18 protein-coding genes, 1 tRNA gene and 2 pseudogenes are annotated in these 24,020 nt (G+C 71.5%); 13 read left to right on the forward strand and 8 right to left on the reverse strand.

The annotated features are described in order from the left end of the window. The 3 genes and pseudogenes from ACFO0C_RS37365 to ACFO0C_RS37375 form a co-directional block, all read right to left on the reverse strand. Positions 1 to 202 (reverse strand): annotated as a pseudogene (locus tag ACFO0C_RS37365) (winged helix DNA-binding domain-containing protein); the annotation flags it as partial. A 129-nt stretch (positions 203 to 331) separates the two neighbouring features. After that, the gene (locus tag ACFO0C_RS37370) at positions 332 to 3,889 is read right to left on the reverse strand and encodes a hypothetical protein (RefSeq protein ID WP_378071524.1); all 3,558 of its coding nucleotides are present in this window, start codon (positions 3,887 to 3,889) and stop codon (positions 332 to 334) included. A 144-nt stretch (positions 3,890 to 4,033) separates the two neighbouring features. Further along, the gene (locus ACFO0C_RS37375) at positions 4,034 to 5,698 is read right to left on the reverse strand and encodes a copper resistance CopC/CopD family protein (protein WP_378071525.1); all 1,665 of its coding nucleotides are present in this window, start codon (positions 5,696 to 5,698) and stop codon (positions 4,034 to 4,036) included. Between the two features lie 56 nt (positions 5,699 to 5,754). Here ACFO0C_RS37375 and ACFO0C_RS37380 point away from each other — a divergent pair, with 56 nt between their 5' ends. The 4 genes from ACFO0C_RS37380 (at position 5,755) to ACFO0C_RS37395 (ending at position 8,569) form a co-directional block, all read left to right on the forward strand. Then, complete coding sequence (locus ACFO0C_RS37380; protein WP_378071526.1) at positions 5,755 to 6,303, forward strand: sigma-70 family RNA polymerase sigma factor; 549 nt, start codon at positions 5,755 to 5,757, stop codon at positions 6,301 to 6,303. 87 nt (positions 6,304 to 6,390) lie between these two features. Further along, a complete protein-coding gene (locus ACFO0C_RS37385; protein ID WP_378071527.1) occupies positions 6,391 to 6,882 on the forward strand; it encodes a MauE/DoxX family redox-associated membrane protein in 492 nt (163 codons plus the stop codon). Beyond that, positions 6,879 to 7,607: a DsbA family protein gene (locus ACFO0C_RS37390; protein WP_378071528.1), complete on the forward strand. Its 729-nt coding sequence runs from the start codon at positions 6,879 to 6,881 to the stop codon at positions 7,605 to 7,607. Before ACFO0C_RS37385 ends, ACFO0C_RS37390 begins: the two co-directional genes overlap by 4 nt. Further along, complete coding sequence (locus ACFO0C_RS37395) at positions 7,604 to 8,569, forward strand: hypothetical protein (RefSeq protein WP_378071529.1); 966 nt, start codon at positions 7,604 to 7,606, stop codon at positions 8,567 to 8,569. The genes ACFO0C_RS37390 and ACFO0C_RS37395 overlap by 4 nt, the downstream gene beginning before the upstream one ends. 204 nt (positions 8,570 to 8,773) lie before the next feature. Here ACFO0C_RS37395 and ACFO0C_RS37400 read toward each other — a convergent pair whose 3' ends face one another. Then, positions 8,774 to 9,145: an Asp23/Gls24 family envelope stress response protein gene (locus tag ACFO0C_RS37400; protein ID WP_378071530.1), complete on the reverse strand. Its 372-nt coding sequence runs from the start codon at positions 9,143 to 9,145 to the stop codon at positions 8,774 to 8,776. A 290-nt stretch (positions 9,146 to 9,435) separates the two neighbouring features. Here ACFO0C_RS37400 and ACFO0C_RS37405 point away from each other — a divergent pair, with 290 nt between their 5' ends. The 3 genes from ACFO0C_RS37405 (at position 9,436) to ACFO0C_RS37415 (ending at position 11,273) form a co-directional block, all read left to right on the forward strand. Next, positions 9,436 to 9,861 (forward strand): S-adenosylmethionine decarboxylase family protein, encoded by a 426-nt coding sequence (locus ACFO0C_RS37405; protein WP_378071531.1) that lies wholly within the window; start codon positions 9,436 to 9,438, stop codon positions 9,859 to 9,861. A gap of 20 nt (positions 9,862 to 9,881) precedes the next feature. After that, positions 9,882 to 10,358, forward strand: coding sequence for a thioredoxin-dependent thiol peroxidase (gene bcp, locus ACFO0C_RS37410; protein WP_378071532.1), 477 nt, complete (start codon positions 9,882 to 9,884; stop codon positions 10,356 to 10,358). 831 nt (positions 10,359 to 11,189) lie between these two features. Then, a tRNA-Leu gene (locus ACFO0C_RS37415) sits at positions 11,190 to 11,273 on the forward strand. A 278-nt stretch (positions 11,274 to 11,551) separates the two neighbouring features. On the opposite strand, the gene ACFO0C_RS37420 is transcribed toward ACFO0C_RS37415, so the two are convergent. After that, positions 11,552 to 12,496: an expansin EXLX1 family cellulose-binding protein gene (locus tag ACFO0C_RS37420; protein ID WP_378071533.1), complete on the reverse strand. Its 945-nt coding sequence runs from the start codon at positions 12,494 to 12,496 to the stop codon at positions 11,552 to 11,554. Positions 12,497 to 12,539: 43 nt separating this feature from the next. Next, positions 12,540 to 13,373: an MOSC domain-containing protein gene (locus tag ACFO0C_RS37425; RefSeq protein ID WP_378071534.1), complete on the reverse strand. Its 834-nt coding sequence runs from the start codon at positions 13,371 to 13,373 to the stop codon at positions 12,540 to 12,542. Positions 13,374 to 13,680: 307 nt separating this feature from the next. Between ACFO0C_RS37425 and ACFO0C_RS37430 the strand changes: the two genes are divergently transcribed. The 6 genes from ACFO0C_RS37430 (at position 13,681) to hutH (ending at position 21,586) form a co-directional block, all read left to right on the forward strand. Next, positions 13,681 to 14,526 (forward strand): MurR/RpiR family transcriptional regulator, encoded by an 846-nt coding sequence (locus ACFO0C_RS37430; RefSeq protein WP_378071535.1) that lies wholly within the window; start codon positions 13,681 to 13,683, stop codon positions 14,524 to 14,526. Positions 14,527 to 14,547: 21 nt separating this feature from the next. After that, positions 14,548 to 16,179, forward strand: a complete 1,632-nt coding sequence (gene hutU / locus ACFO0C_RS37435; protein WP_378071536.1) for a urocanate hydratase — start codon at positions 14,548 to 14,550, stop codon at positions 16,177 to 16,179. A gap of 73 nt (positions 16,180 to 16,252) precedes the next feature. After that, positions 16,253 to 17,407 (forward strand): allantoate amidohydrolase, encoded by a 1,155-nt coding sequence (locus ACFO0C_RS37440; protein ID WP_378071537.1) that lies wholly within the window; start codon positions 16,253 to 16,255, stop codon positions 17,405 to 17,407. Continuing rightward, complete coding sequence (locus ACFO0C_RS37445; RefSeq protein ID WP_378071538.1) at positions 17,404 to 18,684, forward strand: formimidoylglutamate deiminase; 1,281 nt, start codon at positions 17,404 to 17,406, stop codon at positions 18,682 to 18,684. Before ACFO0C_RS37440 ends, ACFO0C_RS37445 begins: the two co-directional genes overlap by 4 nt. Positions 18,685 to 18,722: 38 nt before the next feature. Then, positions 18,723 to 19,868, forward strand: a complete 1,146-nt coding sequence (gene hutI / locus ACFO0C_RS37450) for an imidazolonepropionase (protein WP_378071703.1) — start codon at positions 18,723 to 18,725, stop codon at positions 19,866 to 19,868. Beyond that, positions 19,865 to 21,586 (forward strand): histidine ammonia-lyase, encoded by a 1,722-nt coding sequence (hutH, locus tag ACFO0C_RS37455; RefSeq protein ID WP_378071539.1) that lies wholly within the window; start codon positions 19,865 to 19,867, stop codon positions 21,584 to 21,586. Before hutI ends, hutH begins: the two co-directional genes overlap by 4 nt. A 57-nt stretch (positions 21,587 to 21,643) precedes the next feature. Here hutH and ACFO0C_RS37460 read toward each other — a convergent pair. Further along, positions 21,644 to 22,855 (reverse strand): annotated as a pseudogene (locus tag ACFO0C_RS37460) (MFS transporter); the annotation flags it as partial. Continuing rightward, positions 22,852 to 23,901, reverse strand: coding sequence for a MerR family transcriptional regulator (locus ACFO0C_RS37465; protein WP_378071540.1), 1,050 nt, complete (start codon positions 23,899 to 23,901; stop codon positions 22,852 to 22,854). The gene ACFO0C_RS37465 and the pseudogene ACFO0C_RS37460, both read right to left, overlap by 4 nt. Positions 23,902 to 24,020 lie beyond the last annotated feature (119 nt).

Below are 24,020 nucleotides of genomic sequence, written 5' to 3' on the forward strand. Positions count from 1 at the left end.
AGGGGCTTGACCGGCCGGTCAACTCCTCGATCTCGAACGTCGAGGACCGCGCCCACAAGCCGAGGTACGGCGAATCCGACTCCTGTCCCTGAACCGCCACCAGATGCCCGACGATCTCGGCGGCGGGGCGCGGGTGTCGCTCGGCGAGCAGCTGGCGCCGCAGGTAGGTCCGATTCAACACACGCGTGGTGAGGACTGTCATGCCGGTGACGCTATCGACCTTTGCGGCCACTTCCTGACCGCATTGTCTCGCTTCTGGCCGCAATGCGAACGGGCCGCCCCTGCGGGACGGCCCGTTCTGCTGCGCCTCTGTCGTGATGCCCTTCTGTCGCTACGGCTTGGGAGCCGCTGTGTCGCCGGGCGGCGGGTCGGACTTCGGGCGGCTGCGGCCATCGACCGTGCGACGTCGGCGCCGTTCGGTGCCCTTGGCAGCGGCCAGCAGCTCGGCGGCTTCCTCCCGGTAGCTCAGGGGCCGGGTCGCGGCGTCGGCCGCCAGGTCCGCTTTCGGGATGGTCGCGTCACCGGTCTGGCCGGTCTGGTCCGTCTGGTCCGTCTGGTCCGTCTGGCCGGTCTGGTCCGTCTGGCCGGTCTGGTCCGTCTGACCTGCCTGGCCGGCCCGTGCGGCCATCGACTCGGCGGCCTTGATCCAGGCGGCCGGGGCGCGGCGGGCCGCGGGCGCGGGCCGGGCCGGAACCGGCTTGCCGCCGGCCCTTCCCTGCGCCCGGGCCATCAGGTTGTCCGTGCCGCCCTTGGCACCGACGGTCTTCCGGGCCCGGCCGGCGCCTTTGTCCGCCTTGCCCCCGGCACTCGTGGCCCCCGTCACGGCCGCGGGGTCGGCGCCCTCCGCCTGTGCACCCGGTCGCTCGGCCGGCCGGGGGCTCGCTGGTTCGACGGCTGCGGTCTTCGCCGGACGACCGGGCGCCGGGGTCGATCGGGTGGGGACCGGGGCAGGCTTCTGCGGCAGGGTGGCCAGGCCCTGTGCCTCCACCTCGTGCATCGACCGCCGGGGCTCACCGGGTTCCGCGAGCATCTGTGGTGACATGGGAACCGCGGCCACCAGGTCCGGAGCCGAATCGGTCTTATCTGCAGAAATCGTCTCAGCCGGAGTCGCGTCATCGAGAGCCGGGATCGCGGCTTCCATCGAGTGGATCGACGCGCGGCCGGCACCGGTCTTCTCGCCGTCCTTCGTCGCCGGGTCACCGGCCGGAACGGACGACGCCGAACGAGCCGGAATCGGGACGATGGGTTCCTTGGCCGGATCCGCCGGCACCGGGGTCTCCACCGCGGTCGCGGCGACGGTCGTGGTTGCCTTCACCTCGGGCTCAACGAGCGTCGCGGTTTCCTCGGCCGGTCCGCTCGGCTGCCCGGATGGGCGTTCCGGTGAGGGAGCGACCTGTTCGATCGTCTTCGGTGATGCGGTGCCGGACGGCCTCGCCTGCGTGCCGACGATCTTCGCCGTGGTGTCGCCGGTCGCCTTCGCGGACTTCTCGGCGGCACGCTCGCCACGTGGCGGCCATTCCGGGGGCGAACCAGCGGTCTTCCGGTCGCTCGGGGCGTTCCGGGAGGTCCCGGGCCCGGACTTCTTCTGCGGAACGACCCCGGTACCCGTCGCAGCCCGGCCCGTCGTCGCCGGAGCGGACGGTGCCGGAGCCGGAGCCGGAGCCGACGATGCCGGAGCCGACGGCGCCGCAGCGGACGGCGCCGGAGCCGACAGTGCGGCAGCGGACGGCGCCGGAGTCGACGGTGCCGCAGCGGACGGCGCCGACGGGCGTCCTCCGGCGGGAACCGGCTTCGGGGAGGGACGCGGGGCCGGGCGGGGTGCCGGGGCCGGGCCGATGCGGGTGATACCGGTCGCCATCCAGTCGGTGGCCGCCGGGCCGGTGTGGACGGCGATCCGGGTCACCCTGGGCGACGCGCCATGAGCCGGGTGATCAGTGGTCTCCTTGCCACCGGCCGCGTTCGGCGACTCGCCCTGGTCTTCCGTCCGGGCGCGCCCGGAGTCCGCTGTCGCCGGTTCGACGGTCGCCTCCGCAGCCGCCGGGGTCGCTTCGAACGCCTCGCCGGCCCTCGCGGACCCGTCGGCATCCGCCACAACAGCCGCCGCCGGAACCTGGGAACCCGGAACAGGCGCCTCGGCAGAAGTCCCGTCGGCCGTCACCGATCCATCGACCGTTGCTGTGGATGCCTCGACGGCGGTGGACGCCTTCGCCGCCTGTTCGGCGGGTGCCGGCTGGGTGGGCGCACTCTTCGGGTCCGGGACGCCGGACTGCGCGGGAAGGTCGCCGTTGTCGCGCCGGGGGGCGGCGATCGGGATGCGGACGTTGGCCGGCATGTTGCGGCTTCCGGGCTGGGTGGGGGCGAACTTGCCGGCGTTGCGGCGGGCCGCCTCGGCCAGTCGGGCGGCGGCGCGGGCCTCGGTCTGGCGGGCGCGTTCCGGGGCGGTCGCGGCCACCCAGGCGCCGACCGCCGTCGCCTGGAACTGGGGCGGTTCGGCAGCGGTCTGCGGGCGACGGTCGCCACGGCGGACGGGTACCTGACCGGCCTGGAGACCGGCCGGCGCGGGGGTCTCGCCGAGCATGCTCAGGGGCTGGCCGGGAGCCGGGGTCCGGGCTCCGACGGGAAGACCGGCCGAACCAGCCGCTCCCGAGCCGGAGCGAGCCGATCCGACCGCGCCGGAGCCCGCGAGTGCGGAGCCCGCAGACCCGGAGCCGGAGCCGGAGCCGGCAAGACCAAGACCAGCAGACCCCGTGCCGGCAAGGGCGGAACCGGCTGGCCCGGAACCCGTGGGAACCGTGTCAGGACCGGCCACGCCGCCCGGCGCCGCGGCGGAGCGGGGCGTCCCGGCGGGAGCGGAACGGGAAGCGGTGGTGAGCGGGACGGCCGGGCCGGCGAGTGTGCCGGTGAGCGTTCGGGACGGCGGGTAGCCCGGGCCGGAGAGGTCGTCGTCCGGGTCGGCGGTGGCCGTACCCCGGGGGGTGGGGTCGAGGGTTGCGGTCGAAAGGGTGACCGGGTCGCCGGCGGTGAGTTCGGGAGTGAGCGTGACGGGGGCGTTCGGGGGCCAGGCGAACTGCGGGAGCGCCGGCGGGCGGGGACGGGTGTCGGCGAGGGTGCGGGGGCGGTGGGCGCCGCCGGTGCGGGTCCCGGAGAACCAGGCGACGCCGCCGGGGAGGGGCAGGGGGGCACCGATGGCGTGCATGAGTTCGGGGACCTGGCTGGGTTCGACGATGTAGACGACCTCGCGCCGCCGGGTCGGCCAGACCAGGATGATCATGCCGGCCATCAGCAGGAGGGTGCCGAGGGTGAGCAGGCCCCAGGTGCTGGAGTTGAGCCAGCCGGGGCGGACCTCGGCGACGGCGGCGATGCGGAGGACGGGCGCTCCACCGGGGTTCATCAGGACCAGGCTGTACGGCCGGTCGGTGAGCCGACCGGGCGTGAGGCTGATCTGGCCGGACCCACTGGTGGTCCAGAATCCCTGCTGGCTGGGAGCTCCGGCGGGCCCGCGACGGCCACCGACGCGGGAGGTGGTGAGCGGCAGGACCCCGGTGCCGATGTCGATGCCGTCGACCTGGCTGTACGGGACGCCGGCCAGGTAGCGGGCCACCTCGTCGGAGGGGGCGAGGCCGAGGAAGGCCCGCCCGTCGACGGTGGCCGCGGAGAGCCTCAGCTGGGTGTCGCCGATGCGGGCGAACGGCGCGTCGTCGCGCAGGAGCCGGTCGATGTCGGGGATGACGACGGCGTATCCGGGGACGGTGAGCCGCTGAAGCTCGCCACTGAACGCGCCGCCGGGATCGCGATGCTGCATGACCGCCCACAGTCCACCGCCGCCCAGCAGTGTGGGCAGTCCGATGGTGAGTAACACCATGCCGAGGATCGTGCGGAACACCCGCATCTTCTCTCCCCCTTCCCGGGCCCTACCTCGCGCACCATACAGACGCAAATAACCCCAAAGTGGTCAAATCGGCACGCGTTCCCCGATAGATGTGAAACGAGGCCCGAACCCCCGCAGGGGCCGGGCCTCGCCGAGCGTGCGACGTCAGGAGATCGTGGCCGTCATCGTCAGGGTGCTCTGGTCGATCTCGCTCGTCCGTGCGGTGAACTTGAACGTCCACTCGCCCGCCTGCGGCAGCCCGATGTCACCGATGGCGTGGAAGTCGGTGATCCGCAGCAGCGGGATCTCGATCGCCTCGATGCCCTTGGCCGGGAGCGACGCCGTGGCCTTCCACTCCACGACCGGCAACGGCTTGCTGTCGGGCGTGTACGCGTACAGATGGATCGAGTTGTTGCCGACCGCCGCCGGGTAGATGCTGACCTGGAGCGACATGTCCTTCGAGGTGAGCGTCTGCGCGATCGTGGTGCTGGCCGGGCCGGTCTCGGCGGCCTGCACGGTGCGCGGCGGCGGCTCCTGGACCAGGAAAGACGTCACGCCGAGGATCACCGCGATGATCGCCAGCTCGGCCAGGACGATCCGGCGCAACGGGCCCGGCGAGTCGTCCTCGGCGCGCTTGCTCACCAGCTTGCGGGAGAAGGCCGCGACACCGATCACCAGTGCGGCCAGGCCGATCTTGGCGAGGATCATCCGCCCGTAGGTGCTGTTGATCAGGCCGTCGAAGTCGGACACCTCGATCAGCGCCTGCACCACGCCGGCGAAGACCAGCACACCCACAGCGGTCATCGCCCAGCGTGACCAGATCGGCAGGATCGCGCCGAGCTCACGGCCGGTCGCCCGGGGCAGCAGGAACCCGAAGAGCATCACCAGGCCACCCACCCAGACGGCCATCGCGCCCAGGTGCAGTGCATCGATCACCACCGACACCCCGGCCACCGGCGAGGCCGTCGGGTGACCGGTCAACGGCCAGGTCGCGAGGGCTGCCACGCCGAGCACGCCGAGCAGCGCCAGGTCGATCCGCGACTCGCCGCCGCCGGGTCCGACCAGCAGCGGCCGCAACAGGAAGGCCGCCGCCACCACAACGCCGAGACGCACCAGCATGACCGCGCCGAAGGTGGTGCCGAGAACATCCCGGATGTCACTCACGGTGACGTCGAACAGGCCGGTGCCCAACGTGTAGGGCGCCTGCAGCCAGATGGCCAGCAGGGTGCTGCCGGCGACCAGGCCGATACCGGTCCAGATCAGCCGGCCGGGGCCACGCCGGTCCAGCCGGTGCGGCCACAGCAGGGCCAGGACGAGCACCGGGCCGACCAGGAGCACCAGTCCGGCGTACCCCAGATATTTGCCGACCGGGATCAGGGCCTTGACCAGCGGATCGACGGTGACGTCGGACTCGCCGCCGTCCGCCGGAGGCGTGGAGGCCGCGCCCACCGAATAGGTGATCGTGCCCGCCACCGGGTGGCTGTCGGCCGAGGTCACGCGGTAGCTGACCAGGTACGTCCCGCGCTCACCACCTGAACGCAGCGGGATCGTCACCTCGGTGCCGTTGACCGTCGGATCGCCCTGGTCGGCGCGGGAGCCGTCGGGCGCGAGCACCCGGATCTTGCCGGCGATCAGCTGGACCGACTCGCTGAACTTCAGCGTCACCCGGTTGGGCGCGTCCGGGACCACGGAGTTGGCGGCCGGGTCACTGCCCACCAGGGCGGCGTGCGCGCTCGCCGGAGCCGCCCCGAGGAGAGATCCGAAAAGTCCGATCAACAGCCCTACCAGCGCAGTTGTCACCCGGCGTCGGTACACGGTCTTGACTGGCATCCCTGCATGGTTCCAGATCGTCACTCGCGCTGCCGGAGCGCGTACCATGACGCCTCGTGACGGCAGGTGACGGAGAATCGGACGAGACCACCGCGCTGGCCCTGGCCGCCCGCGACGGCGACCGGGCGGCGCAGGCCGCGTTCGTTCGTGCCACCCAGGCCGAGATCTGGCGTTTCACCGCCGCGCTGGTCGATCCGGGCGCGGCCGACGACCTCACCCAGGAGACGTTCCTACGGGCCTTCCGCGCCCTCGACACGTTCGAGGGCCGCTCCAGCGTCCGCACCTGGCTGCTCGGCATCGCCCGCCGGGCCTGCGCCGATCATCTGCGCACGGTGGTGCGCCGCCGCCGGCTCGACGCCCGGCTCGCGGCCCAGGCCGTCACCGAGTCCCCGGTGCCCGACCCGGCGCACCGGCTCAGCAGCAGCGACCTGCTCAACCGGCTGAGCGAGGACCGGCGGACCGCGTTTCTTCTGACCCAGGTGCTCGGTTTGTCATACGCGGAGGCTGCCGAGGTCGAGTCCGTTCCGGTCGGCACCATCCGCTCCCGGGTCGCCCGCGCTCGTGACGAGCTCATGGACGCGGTGGCGCAAGCCAGGGCAAGTTAGGACCTTTGCCTCTTCCCCTGTGAAGATGCTGCGGATCACCATGCTCGGGAACCGAAGCGGAACGGACTCCGACCAACCTAGGTGACCATGGAAATCTCACGGCAGACCCGATTGCCGGCTGCCTGGCCGTGGATCGGCACGGCGGCGCGGATCGGTCTCGCCGCGGTCTGGCTGATCGCCGGCGGCCTCAAGGTCGGTGACCTCGCCGCCTCCGCCCGGGCCGTCAACGCCTACCAGGTGATGTCCTACGACACGGCCAAGGTGGTCGGTGCCGTCCAGCCGTTCCTGGAGATCGCTCTCGGCCTGCTGCTGCTGATCGGTCTGTCGACCCGGCTCACCGCCGCCATCTCGGCACTGCTCATGGTGGTCTTCATCGCCGGCATCGCCTCGGCGTGGGCGCGCGGGCTGCGGATCGACTGCGGCTGCTTCAGCACTGGTGGTGAGCTGGGTCAGGGTGAGAGCACGGCGTACGGCGCCGACTTCCTGCGCGACGCGGCGTTCCTGGCACTCTCCGGGCTCCTGGTATGGCGGCCCCGGACCAAGTACTCACTCGACGGCATCCTCCTGGGGGAACGATGAGCAGCGGTAAGAATCGTGCCGCCAAGGCGCGGCAGATCGTCGCCGACCAGCGGGCGGCCGAGCGCCGGCGGACCGTGACGCTCTGGACCTCGATCGCCGTGGTCCTGGTCCTCTTCGTCGCCGGCATGATCGGCTGGACCACACTGAGCGGGCAGGAGAAGGACACCGGCACGCTGGTCACCCCGAGCGTCGCCGTCGACGAGGGCACCGCGTTCGCCGTCGGCACCGGCCCGGTCGTCGTCGACGTCTACGAGGACTTCCTCTGCCCGGCCTGCGGCAACTTCGAGACCACCAGCGCGCCGGCCCTCCGGCAGCTCGCCGAGGCCGGCAAGATCACCCTGCGGTTCCACCCGGTGGCGATCCTCGACGAACTCTCCAAGGGCACCGAGTACTCCACGCGTGCCGCCGCGGCGTCCGCCGCCGCCGCACAGGAGGGCAAATTCACCGAGGTGCACGACGTGCTCTACGCCAACCGGCCCGAGGAGAACACCACCGGCCTCAGCAACGAGAAGATCATCGAGCTGGCCGCGTCGGTCGGCGTGACCAGCGACACTTTCACGACCGCGGTGAACGAGGGAACCTACAAGACGTGGGCGACCAAGGCGACCGAGACGTTCTCGAAACGGGGCTACACCAGCACGCCGACGGTCCTCGTCGCCGGGCAGCAGATCGACAGCCCCTCGACCGAGGTGCTCACCGAAGCCATCACCAAGGCAGCCGGGTGAGACGACTCCTCAGCACGATCCTGGCGGTGGCCGGCGCGATCCTCGTGCCGGCCACCCCCGCATCCGCCCACGCCGGCGACGCCACGTCGGTCAGCGACTACCGGGTCACCGTCACCGGGCTCAGCGCACCCGTCGACGGCCTCACCGTCCGCGTGGTCGAGGGCGGCGCACGACTCGAACTCAGCAACACCAGCGGCCGCACCATCGAGGTCCTCGGCTACTCCCGCGAGCCGTACCTCGAGGTACGCCCCGACGGCACCTACGAGAACGTCAACTCGCCGGCCACCTACGTCAACCAGACGCTCGGCGGCGAGACCCCGATCCCGGCCACCGCCGACCCCACCTCGCCACCCGTCTGGCGCCGCGTCTCCGGCGACACCACCGTCCGCTGGCACGACCAGCGCACCCGGTGGATGGAGGCCGCTCCCCCGGCTCTCGCCCTCGACCAGCCGCACCGCCTGCGCGAGTGGGCGGTGCCGCTGCGCGACCAGGTCCGCACCTTCGACGTCCAGGGCACTCTCGACTACGAGCCACCCCCGGCGGCCTGGGCCTGGTGGCTCGGCTCGGCCCTGCTGGGCCTCACCGTCGCCCTCCTCGCCCGTCGGTGGCCGAGGTCCGCGGGGACGCTCGCGCTCATCGGGGGTTTGACCACCTGGGGGTACGTGGTGACGACCGCCCTGGACGGTGGGGGCTGGGCGCCCGTACCGATCCTGGCCGGGCTCCTCGCCGGTGCGGCCGTGTGGCGGAGCCCGCCGTTCTACCTGACGCTGTCCGGTTTCATCCTGGCCGCGTTCGCCGGGTTCGGCAGCGCCGATGTGTTCTTCGCGTCCGTCGTCCCGTCGGCCGGGCCCGGGTGGTTCCCGCGGGCCGCCGTGGCGTGCGCCATCGGCGTGGGCGCCGGCCTGGCCCTCACCGGCGTCCTCCGCCTGCGCGCCGCGGTCCCGGCGCCGGTGCCCGCCTGACTCCCCGGTTTCCCGGCCGATCGCGTTTCCCGGCCCGCCGTCCCGGCCGATCGCGCTGCCCGGCCCGCCGTCCCGGCCGATCGCGCTGCCCGGCCCGCCGTCCCGGCCGATCGCGCTGCCCGGCCCGCCGTCCCGGCCGATCGCGTTTCCCGGCCCGCCGTCCCGGCCGATCGCGCTGCCCGGCCGGGATGCCTCTGCTGGCGGTCAGACTCCGGCGATGTCGTCGACGTTGACGTTGACGGCCAGGACGTTGAGACCGTAACCCTGGAGGGCCGCGGTCACCGCCTGCTGGACCGCCGCGGTCACCTCGGCCACCACCCGGCCGGCCTCCAGCACCAGCACCACATTCACCGTCACGTCGCTGCCGGTCACCTTCGCCGTCACGCCACGGCTCCCGTCGCCGACCTGGTCCAGGCCGACCTTGTCGAGAACGCTGTTGAAGAAGCGGGCCACGTCACCGCCCAGCTCCGCCACACCCGGCACGGCCTTCGCCGCCGCGACCGTGATCTTCTCGACGACCTCGCTGGAAACCGTGGTGGTGCCCGCCGGGGTCGTGCCGTCCGTAGCCTCGCTCATAGCGCTGATCTCCACTCTCGACGCTTGTGCCGCGCAGCGTACTCACGCCCGGCGGGCCGATGCCATCCCGGACGGCTGAAATTCTCGCGAAGGCTGTCACTCGAAGCGCAGAACCCCTTGCGGAACGCCGCCGTTTCCGTTCCCGAACGACATTCGGATCGCCAGAAAACCAGCTTCCGAATGGCTCGCGAAACGGAATCCACGGGGCTCGATTATTGGCATGAACCATTACGGACACGGGGCGTGAACAATTGCTAACGTTCAGTTACGGCAATGTTTGAGGAGGAACGATGCTCGACCATTACGGTGACGAACTCACCCTCCGGCTCTCCGGCATCACCGAGATCCGGCTCCTCGACGACGACGCGGCCCTCACCGGCTTCATGCGTGACCTGGTCGAGCGTATCGGCATGACGGTCATCGCCGGCCCGCTCGTCGGCACCGAGACCGGCACACCCGAGAAAGCCGGGAAATCCGCCGTCGTCATCCTCGCCGAATCACACGCGGCCATCCACACGTACCCGCACCTGCGCGAGATCTTCGTGAACATCTTCTCGTGCAAACCGTTCCTCGAAGCCGACGTCCTCGACGAATTCCACCGCCTCGTCGGCGACTACGAGATCAGCGAACGCACCTTCACCCGCCGCGGTGAGGAATGGCCCCGCGATCTCACCGCCGCCCGTGACTTGTGGAGCGCACAACGGATCCCACTGTGATCCCCACTATCGTCGGTTCCATGACAGACAACGTGCGTCTCAGCGCCGGCGACGCCGCGCCCGACTTCACCCTCCCCACCGACACCGGCGACAGCCTGTCCCTCAAGGACCTGCGCGGGCGCAAGGTCGTGCTGTACGCCTACCCGGCCGCCATGACGCCCGGCTGCACCAAGCAGGCCTGCGATTTTCGCGACAACCTCGCCTCGCTCCAGGCCGCCGGATACGAGGTAGTCGGGATCTCCCCCGACAAGCCGGCCAAACTCGCCAAGTTCCGCGAGCACGACGCCATCACGTTCCCGCTCGTCAGCGACGAGGACAAGAGCATCCTCACCGCTTACGGCGCCTTCGGCGAGAAGCAGCTGTACGGCAAGACCGTCACCGGCGTCATCCGGTCCACCTTCGTCATCGACGAGAACGGCGTGATCGAACGAGCCCTCTACAACGTCAAGGCCACCGGCCACGTCGCCAAGTTGCGCCGCGACCTCGGCCTCGACTGACCCACCCGTCCCGCCGGCCGAAATGTCGGCGGAAAAGCCCTAACTCCGGGCAGCCCCGGCCGATGGTGAAGACGAACCTTCCCCGGCAAGCGGAACCCGGACTCACGGCGGCCGTCATGCGGTACCAACCCGCAAGGCGGCCGCCGTGCACGTTCCATCGACGGTCGCTCCTGAAGACTGCGCACCATGTCCTGTGCCAAGTAAGCCCGTGACATGTCGACGGAGGCCGTCGCCGCCCACCCGAGGCGAAACGGCAGGCCCCGACCATGCCGCGCCGGGCATCAGAGGAGATCGGCCGGCCATATCTCTGCGCCCAGTGCGGCATCGGCGGCACCCGGAACGAGCGGCCTCTGGCCTTGCAGGTCGACGGACGAGGACCGGACCGCGGTGATCCGCCAGGCCGGTCGGAAGACATGTCCGTCGTCGATGCCGCACGCGCTCTCGGCTGCCACCCCAGCTATGTGTACAACGCTCCGGCGATGGGAGACCACCGGGACACTGGCCACGGCACCTCGACGGCGGCGTATTCCGGCAGAGACACGCGACGAGACAGTCACGTTCGCGGTGGCGAACCTCGACCCGGGTGTCGCGGTGGCGAACCTCGACCCGGGTGTCGCGGTGGCGAACCTGGACCCGGGTGCACGCAAGGTCGCCGGGGTGCTCCGGGCACGACCATTGCTGCCGATCGCGGTCTCCCCATCCACGGTGGAGAACATCCTCCGAGAGGCCAAGTTGAGCACCGCAGCGGCCAGATCAGCCACGAGCGGTGCGCCGGAGAGACATCGGACCGATTACACTCATCACAACGCATTGCCTGAACCGGCAAATCGGGCGGAAGTGGCGAAATAGGCATACGCGCGGGTTTTAGGTACCCGTGCCCGAGAGGGCGTGGGGGTTCAAGTCCCCTCTTCCGCACCCAGAAAAAGCGGCCCGGACTCTATCGCCGGGCCGCTTCGCGTACCGGTCAGCAGTTGCTCGGGTACCGCCTGGCAGACGCCCGTAAGCAGCTAGCTGCCTAGCCCCGCCAGCAGCTGCCTAGCCCCGCCAGCAGCTGCCTAGCCCCGCCAGCAGCTGCCTTGCCCCGCCAGCAGCTGCCTGGGCCCGTAAGCAGCTGCCTGGGCCCTGTAAGCAGTTGCCTAGCCCCATAAGCGGCTACCTCACGTTGTGGCCGGCAGCAGCTCGAGGGTTGCCGGTCAGCAGCCGACGGCGACTGGCTGGGCGGCCAGGTCGACCAAGGGCTGGGTAGCGGTGGCGGGCTCGGCGCCGGGAGCCGCGGTGGTGGACTCCAGCAGCGGCGCCGCGGTGGAGGCCGACGTGGAGGGGGACGGCGACTTCGCGGACTTCGCGGCGGCTGAGGTCGTGGCCTTTGCGGTGGGGGTGGTGGCCTTCTCGGCGCTCGCGACCGTCGTGGAACCGCCGGTGATGCGGGTGCTCGTCTTCTGGACGGCGCCGGGGGACATCTTGATGCCTGTGACGGTGGCCGTGTTGCCGTACACATCGGTGATTTTGATCTTGAAGGGTCCGGAGCCCGCCCCGGCGTCGATCAGCCAGTAGTTGAAGTCGGTGCGGTGCGCCGACTTGAAGCTGCCGCCGCCGCTCGCGACCTTGACCGAGGAGAGCAGGTTCGCGTGGTTGTCGATGCGGGCCGCAAACCAGTACTGGGAGGCGCCCTCCTTGATCCGCACGCTGATCCCGGCGGGCGTGGAGGGGTTCGTCACCAGCTTGTACTTGATCGGGATGATGCCGTCGATCTCGTTGCCGATCTTCTTGAACGCGGTACGACTCAGGTCGATGTGGCCGGCGGGGCACTCGGGGCAGGAGTCGAAGACCTTGACGCGGACCTTCCCCTTGGGGCCGGTGACGTCGAGGTAGGCACCGCAGGACGCACCGGCGGAGTATTCCGAGGGCCCCAGAGCGACGTAGAGGTCGTCGGCGGGAACCTCGAAGGAACAGTTCCCCGAGGTGCCGGCGAGGTCGTAGAACGTTGCCTTCCCGGATTTCTGCGTGGTGCCCGGCGGGGCGGCACAGGCCGCTCCGCTGTCGTGCAGGAGCATGGCGACGCCGAGGATGCCGGCGAGGACGGCGGCGCCGCCGGCGGCGAGCCATCGTGCACTGAAGCGGGATCGATGAGCACTCACGACCTGGCATCCTGGTCGCCCGGCGGGGGTGGGGGCAAATCTTCTAAGACTCTCCTAAGGCTGACTCACTCGCGACGGTGACCTGGTCACCCACTCGGACAAGGCCGGTCTGGCCGGCGGTGAGGTCCGGGATGAGGTTGACGGCGAAAAGGAGGCCGTCGCCGATGCGGCGGTGGCGGCCGAGGACATGCAGGGGCTGGCGGCCGGTTTCGCCGGTTTCCTGGTCGATGGTGGTGACACGGCATCGGGCGCAGGCTTCCGCGACGCGGAAGGTGAGGTCGCCGATGCGCAGGCGGTGGCCGATCCAATCGTCCTCGGCCCAGGCGGGCGCGCCGGTGAGGACGAGATTGGGGCGGAAGCGGTGCATGGGGACGGGATCGTCGCCGCCCTCGACGAGCCAGTCGTTGACGGCGTCGAGTGAGGCGGTGTTGGCGAGGAGGACGGGGTAGCCGTCGGCGAGGTTGACGCGGTCATCGGGCTGGGCGGCTCCGGCCACGGCGCGGGTGGTGGGGTCGGCCTGCCAGACCAGGCGGGCATCGCGGCCGAGGAACGCGCTGACCCAGGTGGTGTCGGCGAGGCGGGCGGGCACGGGTGGCTTGTTGCGGAAGATCCGGACCTGGATCTTGGACCCGTCGGCCGGCTCGGGAACGTCGATGTCGGGCCTGCCCGGGGCGCTGAGGTGCAGGCCGCCGGGGCGGGGCCGGGCGGTCAACTGGGTGAGTGCGGGGGTCTCGCGCTGGGTGATGCCGACGCCGTCGGGGTCGACGATCATCCAGCGGCGGTCGGCGGCCAGGCCCCACGGCTCGACGACGGCTTCGTCGTGGTCAAGGCGGTGACAGCCCTTGACCGGGTAGGTGTGAAGCGAGGTGATCCGCATGTCCGCAAGCCTGCCACAGCCCCGCTGACCCGCAGCTGAATCGCCAACGGTCGATACAGTTGCGCCGTGTCCGGTGACCGGGTTACGGATCTGCCCGGCACGGTGGCGAGCGGGGTGTGGTGTGGGTCCGGCGCGGGTGACGCTCGATCGGGCGCAGGACCGGACGTGCGGGCGTTCGCCGAGATCGCCGAGGAACGGACGCGGATCGCGTTCCGTCCGGATTACACCGTTCTCTGCGAAGGCGGCCGGGCGTTGAAACGGACACGAGGACTGGTCTTCTGAAAGATTTTATGCATAAGCTGCGTGAGTGAATGACGGAGCGGTCAGAACGGCCGGGCGGGTCCTGGATCTCTTTCAGGGCGCGCGCCTCACCCCCACTCAGCGGCGCATCGCGCACAGCCTCGTCGAGCATGCGGCGAAGGCGGCCTACCTGTCCGCCGCCGAGGTCGCCGACCTGGCCGGGGTCAGTCAGCCGTCGGTGACCCGGTTCGCGATGGCACTGGGCTACTCCGGTTACCCCGCGTTGCGACGGGAGCTGCGGGATCTCACCGCGGACGCGCCGGCCGAGCCGGCGGCACGCAACGCGATGCAGCGTGCGGTGCAGGCGGAGACCGAGCACCTGCGGCGTCTGGAGGAGCAACTGCACGACCCCGAGGATGTACGCAGAGCGGCCGCCCTCCTGATCGGGAGCCGCCCCCTGCCGGTGCTGGGCCTGCGGGCCGCGGCCCCTCTGGCGGCGTACTTCGGATATTTCGCGGCCAAGGTCTTCCCGGGCGTGCGGGTGCTCGACGGCGGCGGGACCAGCCTGCTGGACCGGCTCGATCAGGCCCGCGCGGACGGCGCCGGTGCGATGCTGGCCATCGTGCTCCCCCGCTATCCGCGTGAGTCGGTGGAGGCCGTCCGCGAGGCACGGGCGGCCGGGCTGTCGGTGGTCGCGATCACCGACTCGGCGGTCAGCCCGGTGGCCGAGCACGCTGACGTGGTGCTGCCCGCCGCGGTGGGCACGCAACTCGTCTTCGACCTGCACACCGGCCCGATGGCGATGGCCATGGTGCTGTTGCAGGCGATGTGCGACGCGGCTCCGGAGCCGGTGCAGCAGCGGCTCGAGGAGTTCGAGGCCACCGCCGCCCGACGGCACATTTTTCTCGCGTAAAGCGTGTGGGAGGAGACGAGGATGTCCGAGATCCGGGCGCCGCGCGGTACGGCGTACACCGCGAAGGGCTGGCCGCAAGAGGCCGCCAAGCGGATGCTGATGAACAACCTCGACCCGGAGGTGGCCGAAAGGCCGCAGGATCTGGTGGTCTACGGCGGGACCGGTAAGGCCGCGCGGGACTGGCCGTCGTTCCACGCGATCGTGCGTGAGCTCGACGAGCTGAAGGGTGACGAGACGCTTCTCGTGCAGTCCGGCAAGCCGGTCGGCGTGCTGCGCACGCACGAGTGGGCGCCGCGGGTGCTGATCGCGAACTCGAACCTGGTCGGCGACTGGGCGACGTGGCCGGAGTTCCGCCGGCTGGAGCAGCTGGGCCTGACCATGTACGGCCAGATGACCGCCGGCTCGTGGATCTACATCGGCACGCAGGGAATCCTCCAGGGCACCTACGAGACCTTCGCCGCGGTGGCCGCCAAGAAGTACGGCGGCGACCTGGCCGGGACGCTGACGCTGACCGGCGGCTGTGGCGGCATGGGCGGCGCGCAGCCGCTCGCCGTCACCATGAACGGTGGCGTCTGCCTGATCGTCGACGTGGACCGGACCCGGCTCCAGCGGCGTGTCGACACCCGCTATCTGGACGTGATCGCCTCCGACCTCGACGAGGCGGTCTCCCGGGCCCTGGCGGCGAAGGCGGATCGATCGGCGATCTCCATCGGTGTCGTCGGCAACGCCGCCGAGGTCTTCCCCGAACTGCTGCGCCGCGGTGTCGCGATCGACATCGTCACCGACCAGACCAGCGCCCACGACCCGCTCAGCTATCTGCCGATCGGCGTCGAGCTGGCGGACATGGCCGAGTACGCGCGGACCAAGCCGGAGGAGTTCACCGACCGGTCCCGCGTGAGCATGGCCCGGCAGGTCGAGGCGATGGTCGGTTTCCAGGACGCCGGGGCCGAGGTGTTCGACTACGGCAACTCGATCCGCGGTGAGGCGAAACTCGCGGGGTACGAACGGGCCTTCGACTTCCCCGGTTTCGTGCCCGCGTACATCCGGCCGCTGTTCGCCGAGGGCAAGGGCCCGTTCCGGTGGGCGGCGCTCTCCGGTGACCCGGCCGACATCGCCGCCACCGACCGGGCCGTGCTCGACCTGTTCCCGGACAACGACCCGCTGGCCCGGTGGATCCGGATGGCCGGGGAGCGGGTCGCCTTCCAGGGGCTGCCGTCGCGGATCTGCTGGCTGGGTTACGGCGAGCGGGACAGGGCCGGTGTCCGGTTCAACGACATGGTCGCGCGCGGCGAGGTGAGCGCGCCGATCGTGATCGGCCGTGACCACCTGGATGCCGGTTCGGTGGCGTCGCCCTATCGGGAGACCGAGGCGATGCTCGACGGCTCCGACGCGATCGCCGACTGGCCGCTGCTGAACGCGCTGGTCAACACCGCCTCCGGGGCGAGCTGGGTGTCTATTCACCATGGCGGTGGGGTGGGGATCGGGCGCAGCATCCACGCCGGGCAGGTGTGCGTGGCCGACGGGACCGCGCTGGCCGGGCAGAAGATCGAGCGGGTCCTGACCAACGACCCGGCGATGGGTGTGCTGCGGCATGTGGACGCCGGATACGAGTCGCACTCGGCCGGTGGCGTGCAGATCCCGATGAACCGATGAGCGAGCTCGCGAGCGGATCAGGCAGCAACGCCTGTGACTCATGGCGACGCCGGAGCGAAGCGGAGGTGGCGGCATGAGCCGGTTCTCCCAGCTCTGGGCGGAGATCGCGCCGATCGGGCGTGCGGACAGCGGTGGCTATCTGCGGTTCGCCCTGACCGAGCCGGAGCTGACGTTGCGTGACTGGTTCCGGGGGCAGGCCGCCCAGCGGGACATGACGGTCACCGAGGACGGGAACGGGAACCTCTTCGCGTGGCGTGGTGAACCGTGGGCGCCGGGCACGGTGCTGACCGGATCGCATTTCGACTCCGTGCCACACGGGGGCGGCTATGACGGCCCGCTCGGGATCGTGAGCGCCTTCCTCGCCGTGGACGCGGTGCCGAAGGATCGGAAGATCGGCGTCGCTGCCTTCGTCGAGGAGGAAGGCGGTCGTTTCGGCGTACCGTGCCTGGGGTCGAGGCTTCTGACCGGGGTCATGGACCCCTCTCGTGCCGCCGCCCTGACCGACCGTGACGGCATCTCCTTCGAGGAGGCGCTCGGCGCCCGGCCGGTCGGGCGGATCGAGCAGATCGCGAACATCGCCGCCGTCGTGGAGTTGCACATCGAGCAGGGCATCGCGCTGCGGACGCCGGTCGGTGTGGGTAGCGCGATCTGGCCGCACGGCCGCTGGCGGATGGATTTCGCGGGGGTCGGCGATCACGCGGGCACCACGCGGATGACCGACCGGCACGATCCGATGCTGACCTTCGCCTTCACCGTGCTCGCCGCCAACAAGGAGGCCCGCCTGTCCGGGGCGCACGCCACCGTCGGCCGGGTCCAGGTCGAACCGAACGCGACGAACGCGATCCCGTCGCTGGTCCGCGGGTGGCTCGACGCGCGCGCCGCCGACACGGCCACCCTCGACCAGCTCGTCGAGTCGGTGGTGAAGAAGGCGACCGAGCGGGCCGGCCGGGACGGGACCGCACTGTCGGTCACCCCGGAGTCGGTGACCGCGGAAGTGGCCTTCGACACAGCGCTGGCCGCCCGCTTGAGCGCACTGCTCGACGACGCGCCGATCCTGCCGACCGGCGCCGGCCACGACGCCGGGGTGCTGTCGGCGCACGTGCCGACGGCGATGCTCTTCGTCCGCAACCCGACCGGTGTCTCGCACTCCCCCGCTGAGCACGCCTCCGACGCCGACTGCGAAGCCGGTATCGAGGCCCTGGCCCGGGTGCTGGAGGACCTCTCATGAGAACTCTTTTCCACGCACGGCACGCCTGGATAGGGGACGGTGTGGCCGAGGACGTGCGGATCGAGATCGAGAACGGCCGGTTCACCGCGGTCACGCCCGGGTCGCCGGCCGAGGGCGAACCGCTGCCCGGTCTCGTGCTGCCCGGTCTCGCGAACGCGCACTCGCACGCCTTCCACCGGGTGCTGCGCGGCCGCACGCACAGCGGACGGGGCAGTTTCTGGACGTGGCGGGAGCAGATGTACGCCGTCGCGGCCACCCTCGACCCGGATGGCTATCTGGCGCTGGCCCGGGCCGTTTACGCCGAAATGGCGCTGGCCGGGATCACCTGCGTCGGCGAGTTCCATTACCTGCACCACGCACCCGGCGGAGTCCGTTACGACGACCCGAACGCGATGGGCGCGGCCCTCATCCAGGCCGCCGACGAGGCCGGCATCCGGATCACCCTGCTCGACACCCTCTACCTCACCGGTGGTGTCGACGGCACGCCCCTGGACGGTGTGCAGAAACGTTTCGGTGACGGCGATGCCGCGGCGTGGGCGTCGCGGGTGGCCGGGCTCCGCGGCGGGCCGCACTCGCTGATCGGGGCCGCCATCCATTCGGTACGGGCGGTGCCCGCCGACCAGCTGGCCACGCTCGCCGGCCGCGCGCCACTGCACGTGCACCTCTCCGAACAGCGGGCCGAGAACGAACAGTGCCGGGCCGTGCACGGCTGCACCCCCACCGAACTGCTCGCCCGGCACGGCATCCTCGGGCCGGGAACCACCGCCGTCCACGCCACCCACCTCACCGACGGTGACGTGAAGCTGCTCGGCGACAGCGGCACCGGAGTCTGTCTCTGCCCCACGACCGAACGTGACCTGGCCGACGGCATCGGCCCGGCCCGGCGGCTCGCCGACGCGCACGTGCCGCTCAGCCTGGGCAGCGACAGTCACGCCGTGATCGACCCGTTCGAGGAGATCCGCGGCCTGGAGATGAACGAACGCCTGGCCAGCGAAAGCCGCGGCCATTTCCCGGCCACCGCGCTCGTCGGGGCGGCGGCGGCTCATGCGGCCCTCGGCTGGGACGATGCGGGCACCATCGCTCCGGGCATGCGGGCCGATCTGGTGGCGATCTCCCTCTCCACCGTACGGACCACCGGCGCCCGTCCCGACCAGGCGATCCTCGCCGCCACCGCCGCGGACGTCACGCACGTGATCTCCGGCGGCCGGCGGATCGTCGCCGACGGGACGCACACCCTCGTCGACGTCCCCCGCGAGCTGGCGGCGGTGCTGTCGTGAGTGTGCTCGTCACCAACATCGGTGAGCTGGTCACCAACATGGACCGGCGGCTCGGGCTGGCCCGCGACATGGCGGTCGTGACCGAGGGCGACCGGATCGCCTGGATCGGGCCGGCTTCCCGGGCCCCGGCCGCCGACACGGCCATCGACGTGGACGGCGCCGCGGTACTGCCCGGTTTCGTCGACAGCCACGCTCACCTGGTCTTCGCCGGGGATCGTGCACCCGAGTTCGCCGCCCGGATGGCCGGTGAGCCCTACACCGGCGGCGGCATCCGCACCACCGTCGGCGCGACCCGCGCCGCGTCGGACGCGACCCTGCGCTGCAACACCACCCGCCTGGTCACCGAGATGCGCCGTCAGGGCACCACCACCGTCGAGATCAAGAGCGGTTACGGGCTGAACGTCGAGGACGAGGCCCGCTCGCTGCGGATCGCCGCCGAACTGACCAGCGAGACCACCTTCCTCGGGGCGCACGTGGTGCCGGCCGAGTACGCGGACGACCCGTGGAAGTACGTCGCCATGGTCACCGGCCCGATGCTGGCCGCCGCCCGGCCGCACGCCCGATGGATCGACGTGTTCTGTGAACGCGGCGCCTTCGACGAGGACCAGGCCCGCACGATCCTCGCCGCCGGTCAGGCCGCCGGACTGGGCTTGCGGGTGCACGGCAACCAGCTCGGCCCCGGCCCCGGGGTGCGGCTCGCCGTCGAGATGGGCGCCGCCAGCGTCGACCACTGCACCCACCTCGACGACGCCGACATCGACGCGCTCGCCTCCACCGCGATGGACTGCATGTGCGCCGAGGGTGGGCACTCCACCACGGTCGCCACGCTGCTGCCGGGCGCCGAGTTCTCCACGCGGTCGCCCTACCCGGACGCTCGGCGGCTCCTCGACGCCGGAATCACCGTCGCCCTGGCCACTGACTGCAACCCGGGGTCGTCCTACACCTCGTCCATGCCGTTCTGCATCGCCCTCGCCGTCCGCGAGATGCGGATGACACCGGCCGAGGCGGTATGGGCGGCGACCGCCGGTGGCGCGCACGCGCTGCGCCGCGACGACGTCGGCCGGATCACGATCGGCGCCCGCGCCGACCTGATCGTCCTCGACGCGCCCTCCCACCTGCACCTGGCCTACCGGCCCGGTGTCCCCCTGATCCGTTCCGTCCTGCACAACGGGGTGCTTCAATGATCGTCACCGTCCAATCCACCGGCGTCTCCGCGGCCGACGTCGTCGCCGTCGCCCGCTCGGGCGCCTCCATCTCCCCCACCGCCGACCACGGCGGCCCCAGCAACGGCACCGGCGGCCCCACCAACGGCGTTTCCACCGCCGGCCAGGGCATCCCCACCGCCGATCACGGCATCTCCGCCGCCGGCCACGGCATCTCCGCCGCCGGGCTCGGCGATTCCGCTGCCGGGCTCGGCGGGCACAGTGGTGCCGTCCATGTCGAGATCTCCCCCGCGGCCGTCGAGGCGATGGCCGCGAGCCGGGCCATCGTCGACGGCATCGAGGCGTCCGGACGGCCCGTCTACGGTGTGTCCACCGGGTTCGGTGCCCTGGCCAGCACCTCCATCGAGCCGGCCCGGCGTGCCGAACTGCAGCACGCGCTGATCCGCTCGCACGCCGCCGGCATCGGCGCGCCCATGCCCCGCGAGGTGGTCCGGGCGATGATGCTGCTGCGGGTGCGGTCGCTGGCACTCGGTCGTTCCGGGGTCCGGCCGGTCCTCGCCCAGGGCCTCGTCGACCTGCTCAACCACGACATCACGCCGTGGGTCCCGGAACACGGATCGCTCGGCGCCTCCGGCGATCTGGCTCCGCTCGCCCACTGCGCGCTCGTGCTGCTCGGTGAGGGCTGGGTGCTCGGCAAGGACGGCATCCGCATCGCCGGGGCCGAGGCGCTGCGCGGGGCCGGTCTCCGCCCGCTCGACCTGGCCGCCAAAGAGGGGCTGGCGCTGATCAACGGCACCGACGGCATGCTCGGCATGCTGCTGCTGGCGATCGCCGACGCCCGCCACCTCTTCACCATGGCCGACGTGACGGCGGCCCTGGCGATCGAGGCGATGCTCGGCTCGGACCGGCCCTTCCTGCCCGAGCTGCACGACATCCGGCCGCACCCGGGCCAGGCGGCGTCGGCCGCGAACATCCACCGGCTGCTCCAGGGCTCGGCGATCATGGACTCGCACCGGGACGACCTGGCACACGCGGTACAGGACGCATACTCCATGCGGTGTGCCCCGCAGGTCGCCGGCGCGGCCCGGGACACCCTCGATTTCGTCATCACGACGAGCGGGCGGGAACTCGTGTCGGTGGTGGACAACCCGGTCGTGCTGACGGACGGGCGGGTCGAGTCGACCGGCAACTTCCACGGGGCGCCGCTCGGTTTCGCCGCCGATTTCCTGGCCATCGCGGCCGCCGAGGTCGGTGCCATCGCCGAACGCCGGGTCGACCGGCTTCTCGACGTCACCCGCTCCCGGGAACTGCCTCCTTTCCTCTCACCGGACGCCGGCGTCAACTCGGGGTTGATGATCGCCCAATACACCGCCGCGGGAATCGTCGCCGAGAACCGCCGGCTCGCGTCGCCGGCCTCGGTGGACTCGCTGCCGACCAGCGGCATGCAGGAGGACCACGTGTCGATGGGCTGGGCCGCCGCCAAGAAACTGCGGACCGTCCTGGACAACCTCACCAGCCTCCTCGCTGTCGAACTGCTCTCCGCCGTCCGTGGGCTGCAACTACGCGCCCCGCTGACACCGTCCGCCGCCGGGCGGGCCGCCTTGGCCGCGATCGGCCCCTTCGCTGGTGAGCCCGGCCCGGACCTGTTCCTGGCCCCGGTCCTGGAACAGGCCCGTGCGGTCGTCGCCGGCCCGGCCCTCCGCGCGTCGATCGAGGCCGCGGTCGGCCCCCTCCGCTGACTGCCGCACCGCGCTGAGCTCCGGCACCGCGCTGAGCTCCGGCACCGCGGTGAACTCTGGCACCGCGCGGACGGTGGCGATCACGGCGATCATCGTGAGCAGGCCGCCCACGATGATCGCCGGACGTGGGCCGGCAACGGTGCCGGCGGCCCCGTGCAGCAGGTTCGCCAGCTGCGGGCCGCCGGTCAGGACCACGGTGAGCAGGCCCTGAACCCGGCCGCGCAGGGCATCGTCGGTGTGCGCCTGGGTGATCGCGTTGCGGTGGGTGCTGAGCACGAAATTGACTGTGCCGCCGAGCACCAGGGCGGCCAGCGCCACCCAGAGGTGAGCCGTCAAGCCCAGGACGACCACGGTGCCGCCCCAGGCGATCGCGGCGGCAGCCATCGTCCGGCCGGGGCGGCGGACCCGGGTGAACGTGCCGGAGAAGAGCCCTGCCAGGATCACGCCCGCCGGGTAGGCGGCATGGAACAGGCCCAGCACCGGTCCGCCACCGGACGGGTCGCCGTAGGTGTGCGCGGCCAGCTCCGGGAAGAGCACCACGGGCATGCCGAGAACCATCGCGGCCAGGTCCACCAGCAGAACGGCCGTCAGCATCCGGCTCGTCCGAAGATGCCGCAACCCGTCACGGAGACCGCTGGGCCGCCGCGAACCCACTCCCTCCGCAGACGACGGCGCTGGTGGTGGCATTTCGGGCAATCGGACGACCGCCCAGAGGACGGCCAGCAGCGTGACCGCGTCGCAGAGGTAGAGGGTGCTCAGACCGGCCACCGGAATGAGCAGGCCACCCAGCATCGGGCCGAGGATCCAGCCGCCGTAGCGGACCAGGGAGTTCAGGCTGTTGGCGGCGGCCAGCAGCTCCGGGGGCAGCAGACGGGGCAGGACCGCGCCCGCGGTGGTGGAGATCGCCGCGAAGGTCAGGCCCTGGCAGGTCACCAGGGCCAGCAGCAGCGGCAGTGGACCGTCGAGAAGCGCCAGCGCCCACAAACCCGCATAGGTGGCGGCGAGACCTGCCTGCGCCACCAGCAGAACCAGCCGCCGGTCCCAGCGGTCGGCCAGGGCGCCGGCGGTCAGCGCCCCGATCACCAGGCCGGCGAACGACAGCACCGCGGATCCACCGAGTGCCGCCGACGAACCTGTCTTCGCATACAGCTGAGCCGGGACGGCAACCACACTGAACGAGCCGCCGACTGCGATCACCAGGGACGCGACCCACCAGCGGCGGAACGCGGGAACGGCGAGCGGACGGCGGTCGGTGAGGGCCGCCCTCACTCGGCAACCACGTCGGCGACCACCGCGGCGACGTTGTCGTGGGCGCCGGCCCGGTAGGCACGGGCGAACAACTCGTCGAGAACCTGATGCGGGTCACCGGCGGCAGCCAGGGCGGAACGCAACTCCGGCTCCGGGACCGTCGTGGCCAGGCCGTCCGAGCAGAGCAGGTAGCGATCGCCGGCGGCTGCCTCGTGCAGGGACAGATCGGGGGTTTCGTCGCCCGCCCCGGTCAGGGCTTTGACCAGCAACGACCGCTGTGGGTGAACGGCGGCCTCGGCCTCGGTCAGGCGGCCCTCGGCCACCAGCGACCGGACATGTGTGTGGTCGACGGTGATCAGGCTCAGCTCACCGTCACGCAGGCGGTAGGCGCGGGTGTCGCCGATGTGCGCGAGCGCCAACTGTGAGCCGGACCAGTAGAGGGCGGTCAGCGTCGTGGCGGCCTCGCCGTCGATCTCGCCGACCGACCGGGACGCCACCCGCACCGCCTCGGCCAGCGCTCCGAGCAGGTCACCGGCCGGGACCGTCACCGTCTCCAGTGCCCTCAGCGCGTCGACCGCGGCGGCGCTCGCCCGGTCGCCGCCGGGTCCGCGCATCCCGTCGGCCACCGCCATCAGACGGGGGCCCGCGTAGGCGGTGTCCTCGTTGCTGTCACGTATCAGGCCGGTCTCGGACCGTGCCGCATAACGGATCCCCAGTGTGCCCATCGCGCTGCCCCTCCCGGAGAGATAGTCGACGAGGAAGGTGGCGAGGCGGCCCCGCTCGGCGGTCTCGGCGAGCACCTGGTCCCAGTAGGTGCCGATCTGGGCCGCCTGCTCGGGAGCGGGCAGCTCGCAGATCTGCCGGATCCGCTCCAGCGGCATGCCGAGCCGGCGCAGCCAGGCGATCAGACGGGCCTGGTCGAGCTGCTCCGGAGCGTAGAGCCGGTAGCCCGAGGCCACGTCGACCTCGGCCGGTCGCAGCAGACCCAGCTCGTCGTAGAGTCGCAGTGCCTTCGGCGACAGCCGGGCCGCCCGGGCGAAGACACCGATCGTCAACAGCTCACGCACCGCGTCTCCCGTCCCCGTGTCCTCGTGCCGGCCACCCGGCCGACACCGACGATGCTCGACCCTGCCCCAAGGGCAAGGTCAAGCCATTCGCGACAGACCACCGAAGTTCTGATGAGTGC

It is taken from the genome of Actinoplanes subglobosus, assembly GCF_042650585.1.
GTDB classification, from domain to species: Bacteria; Actinomycetota; Actinomycetes; order Mycobacteriales; family Micromonosporaceae; genus Actinoplanes; species Actinoplanes subglobosus.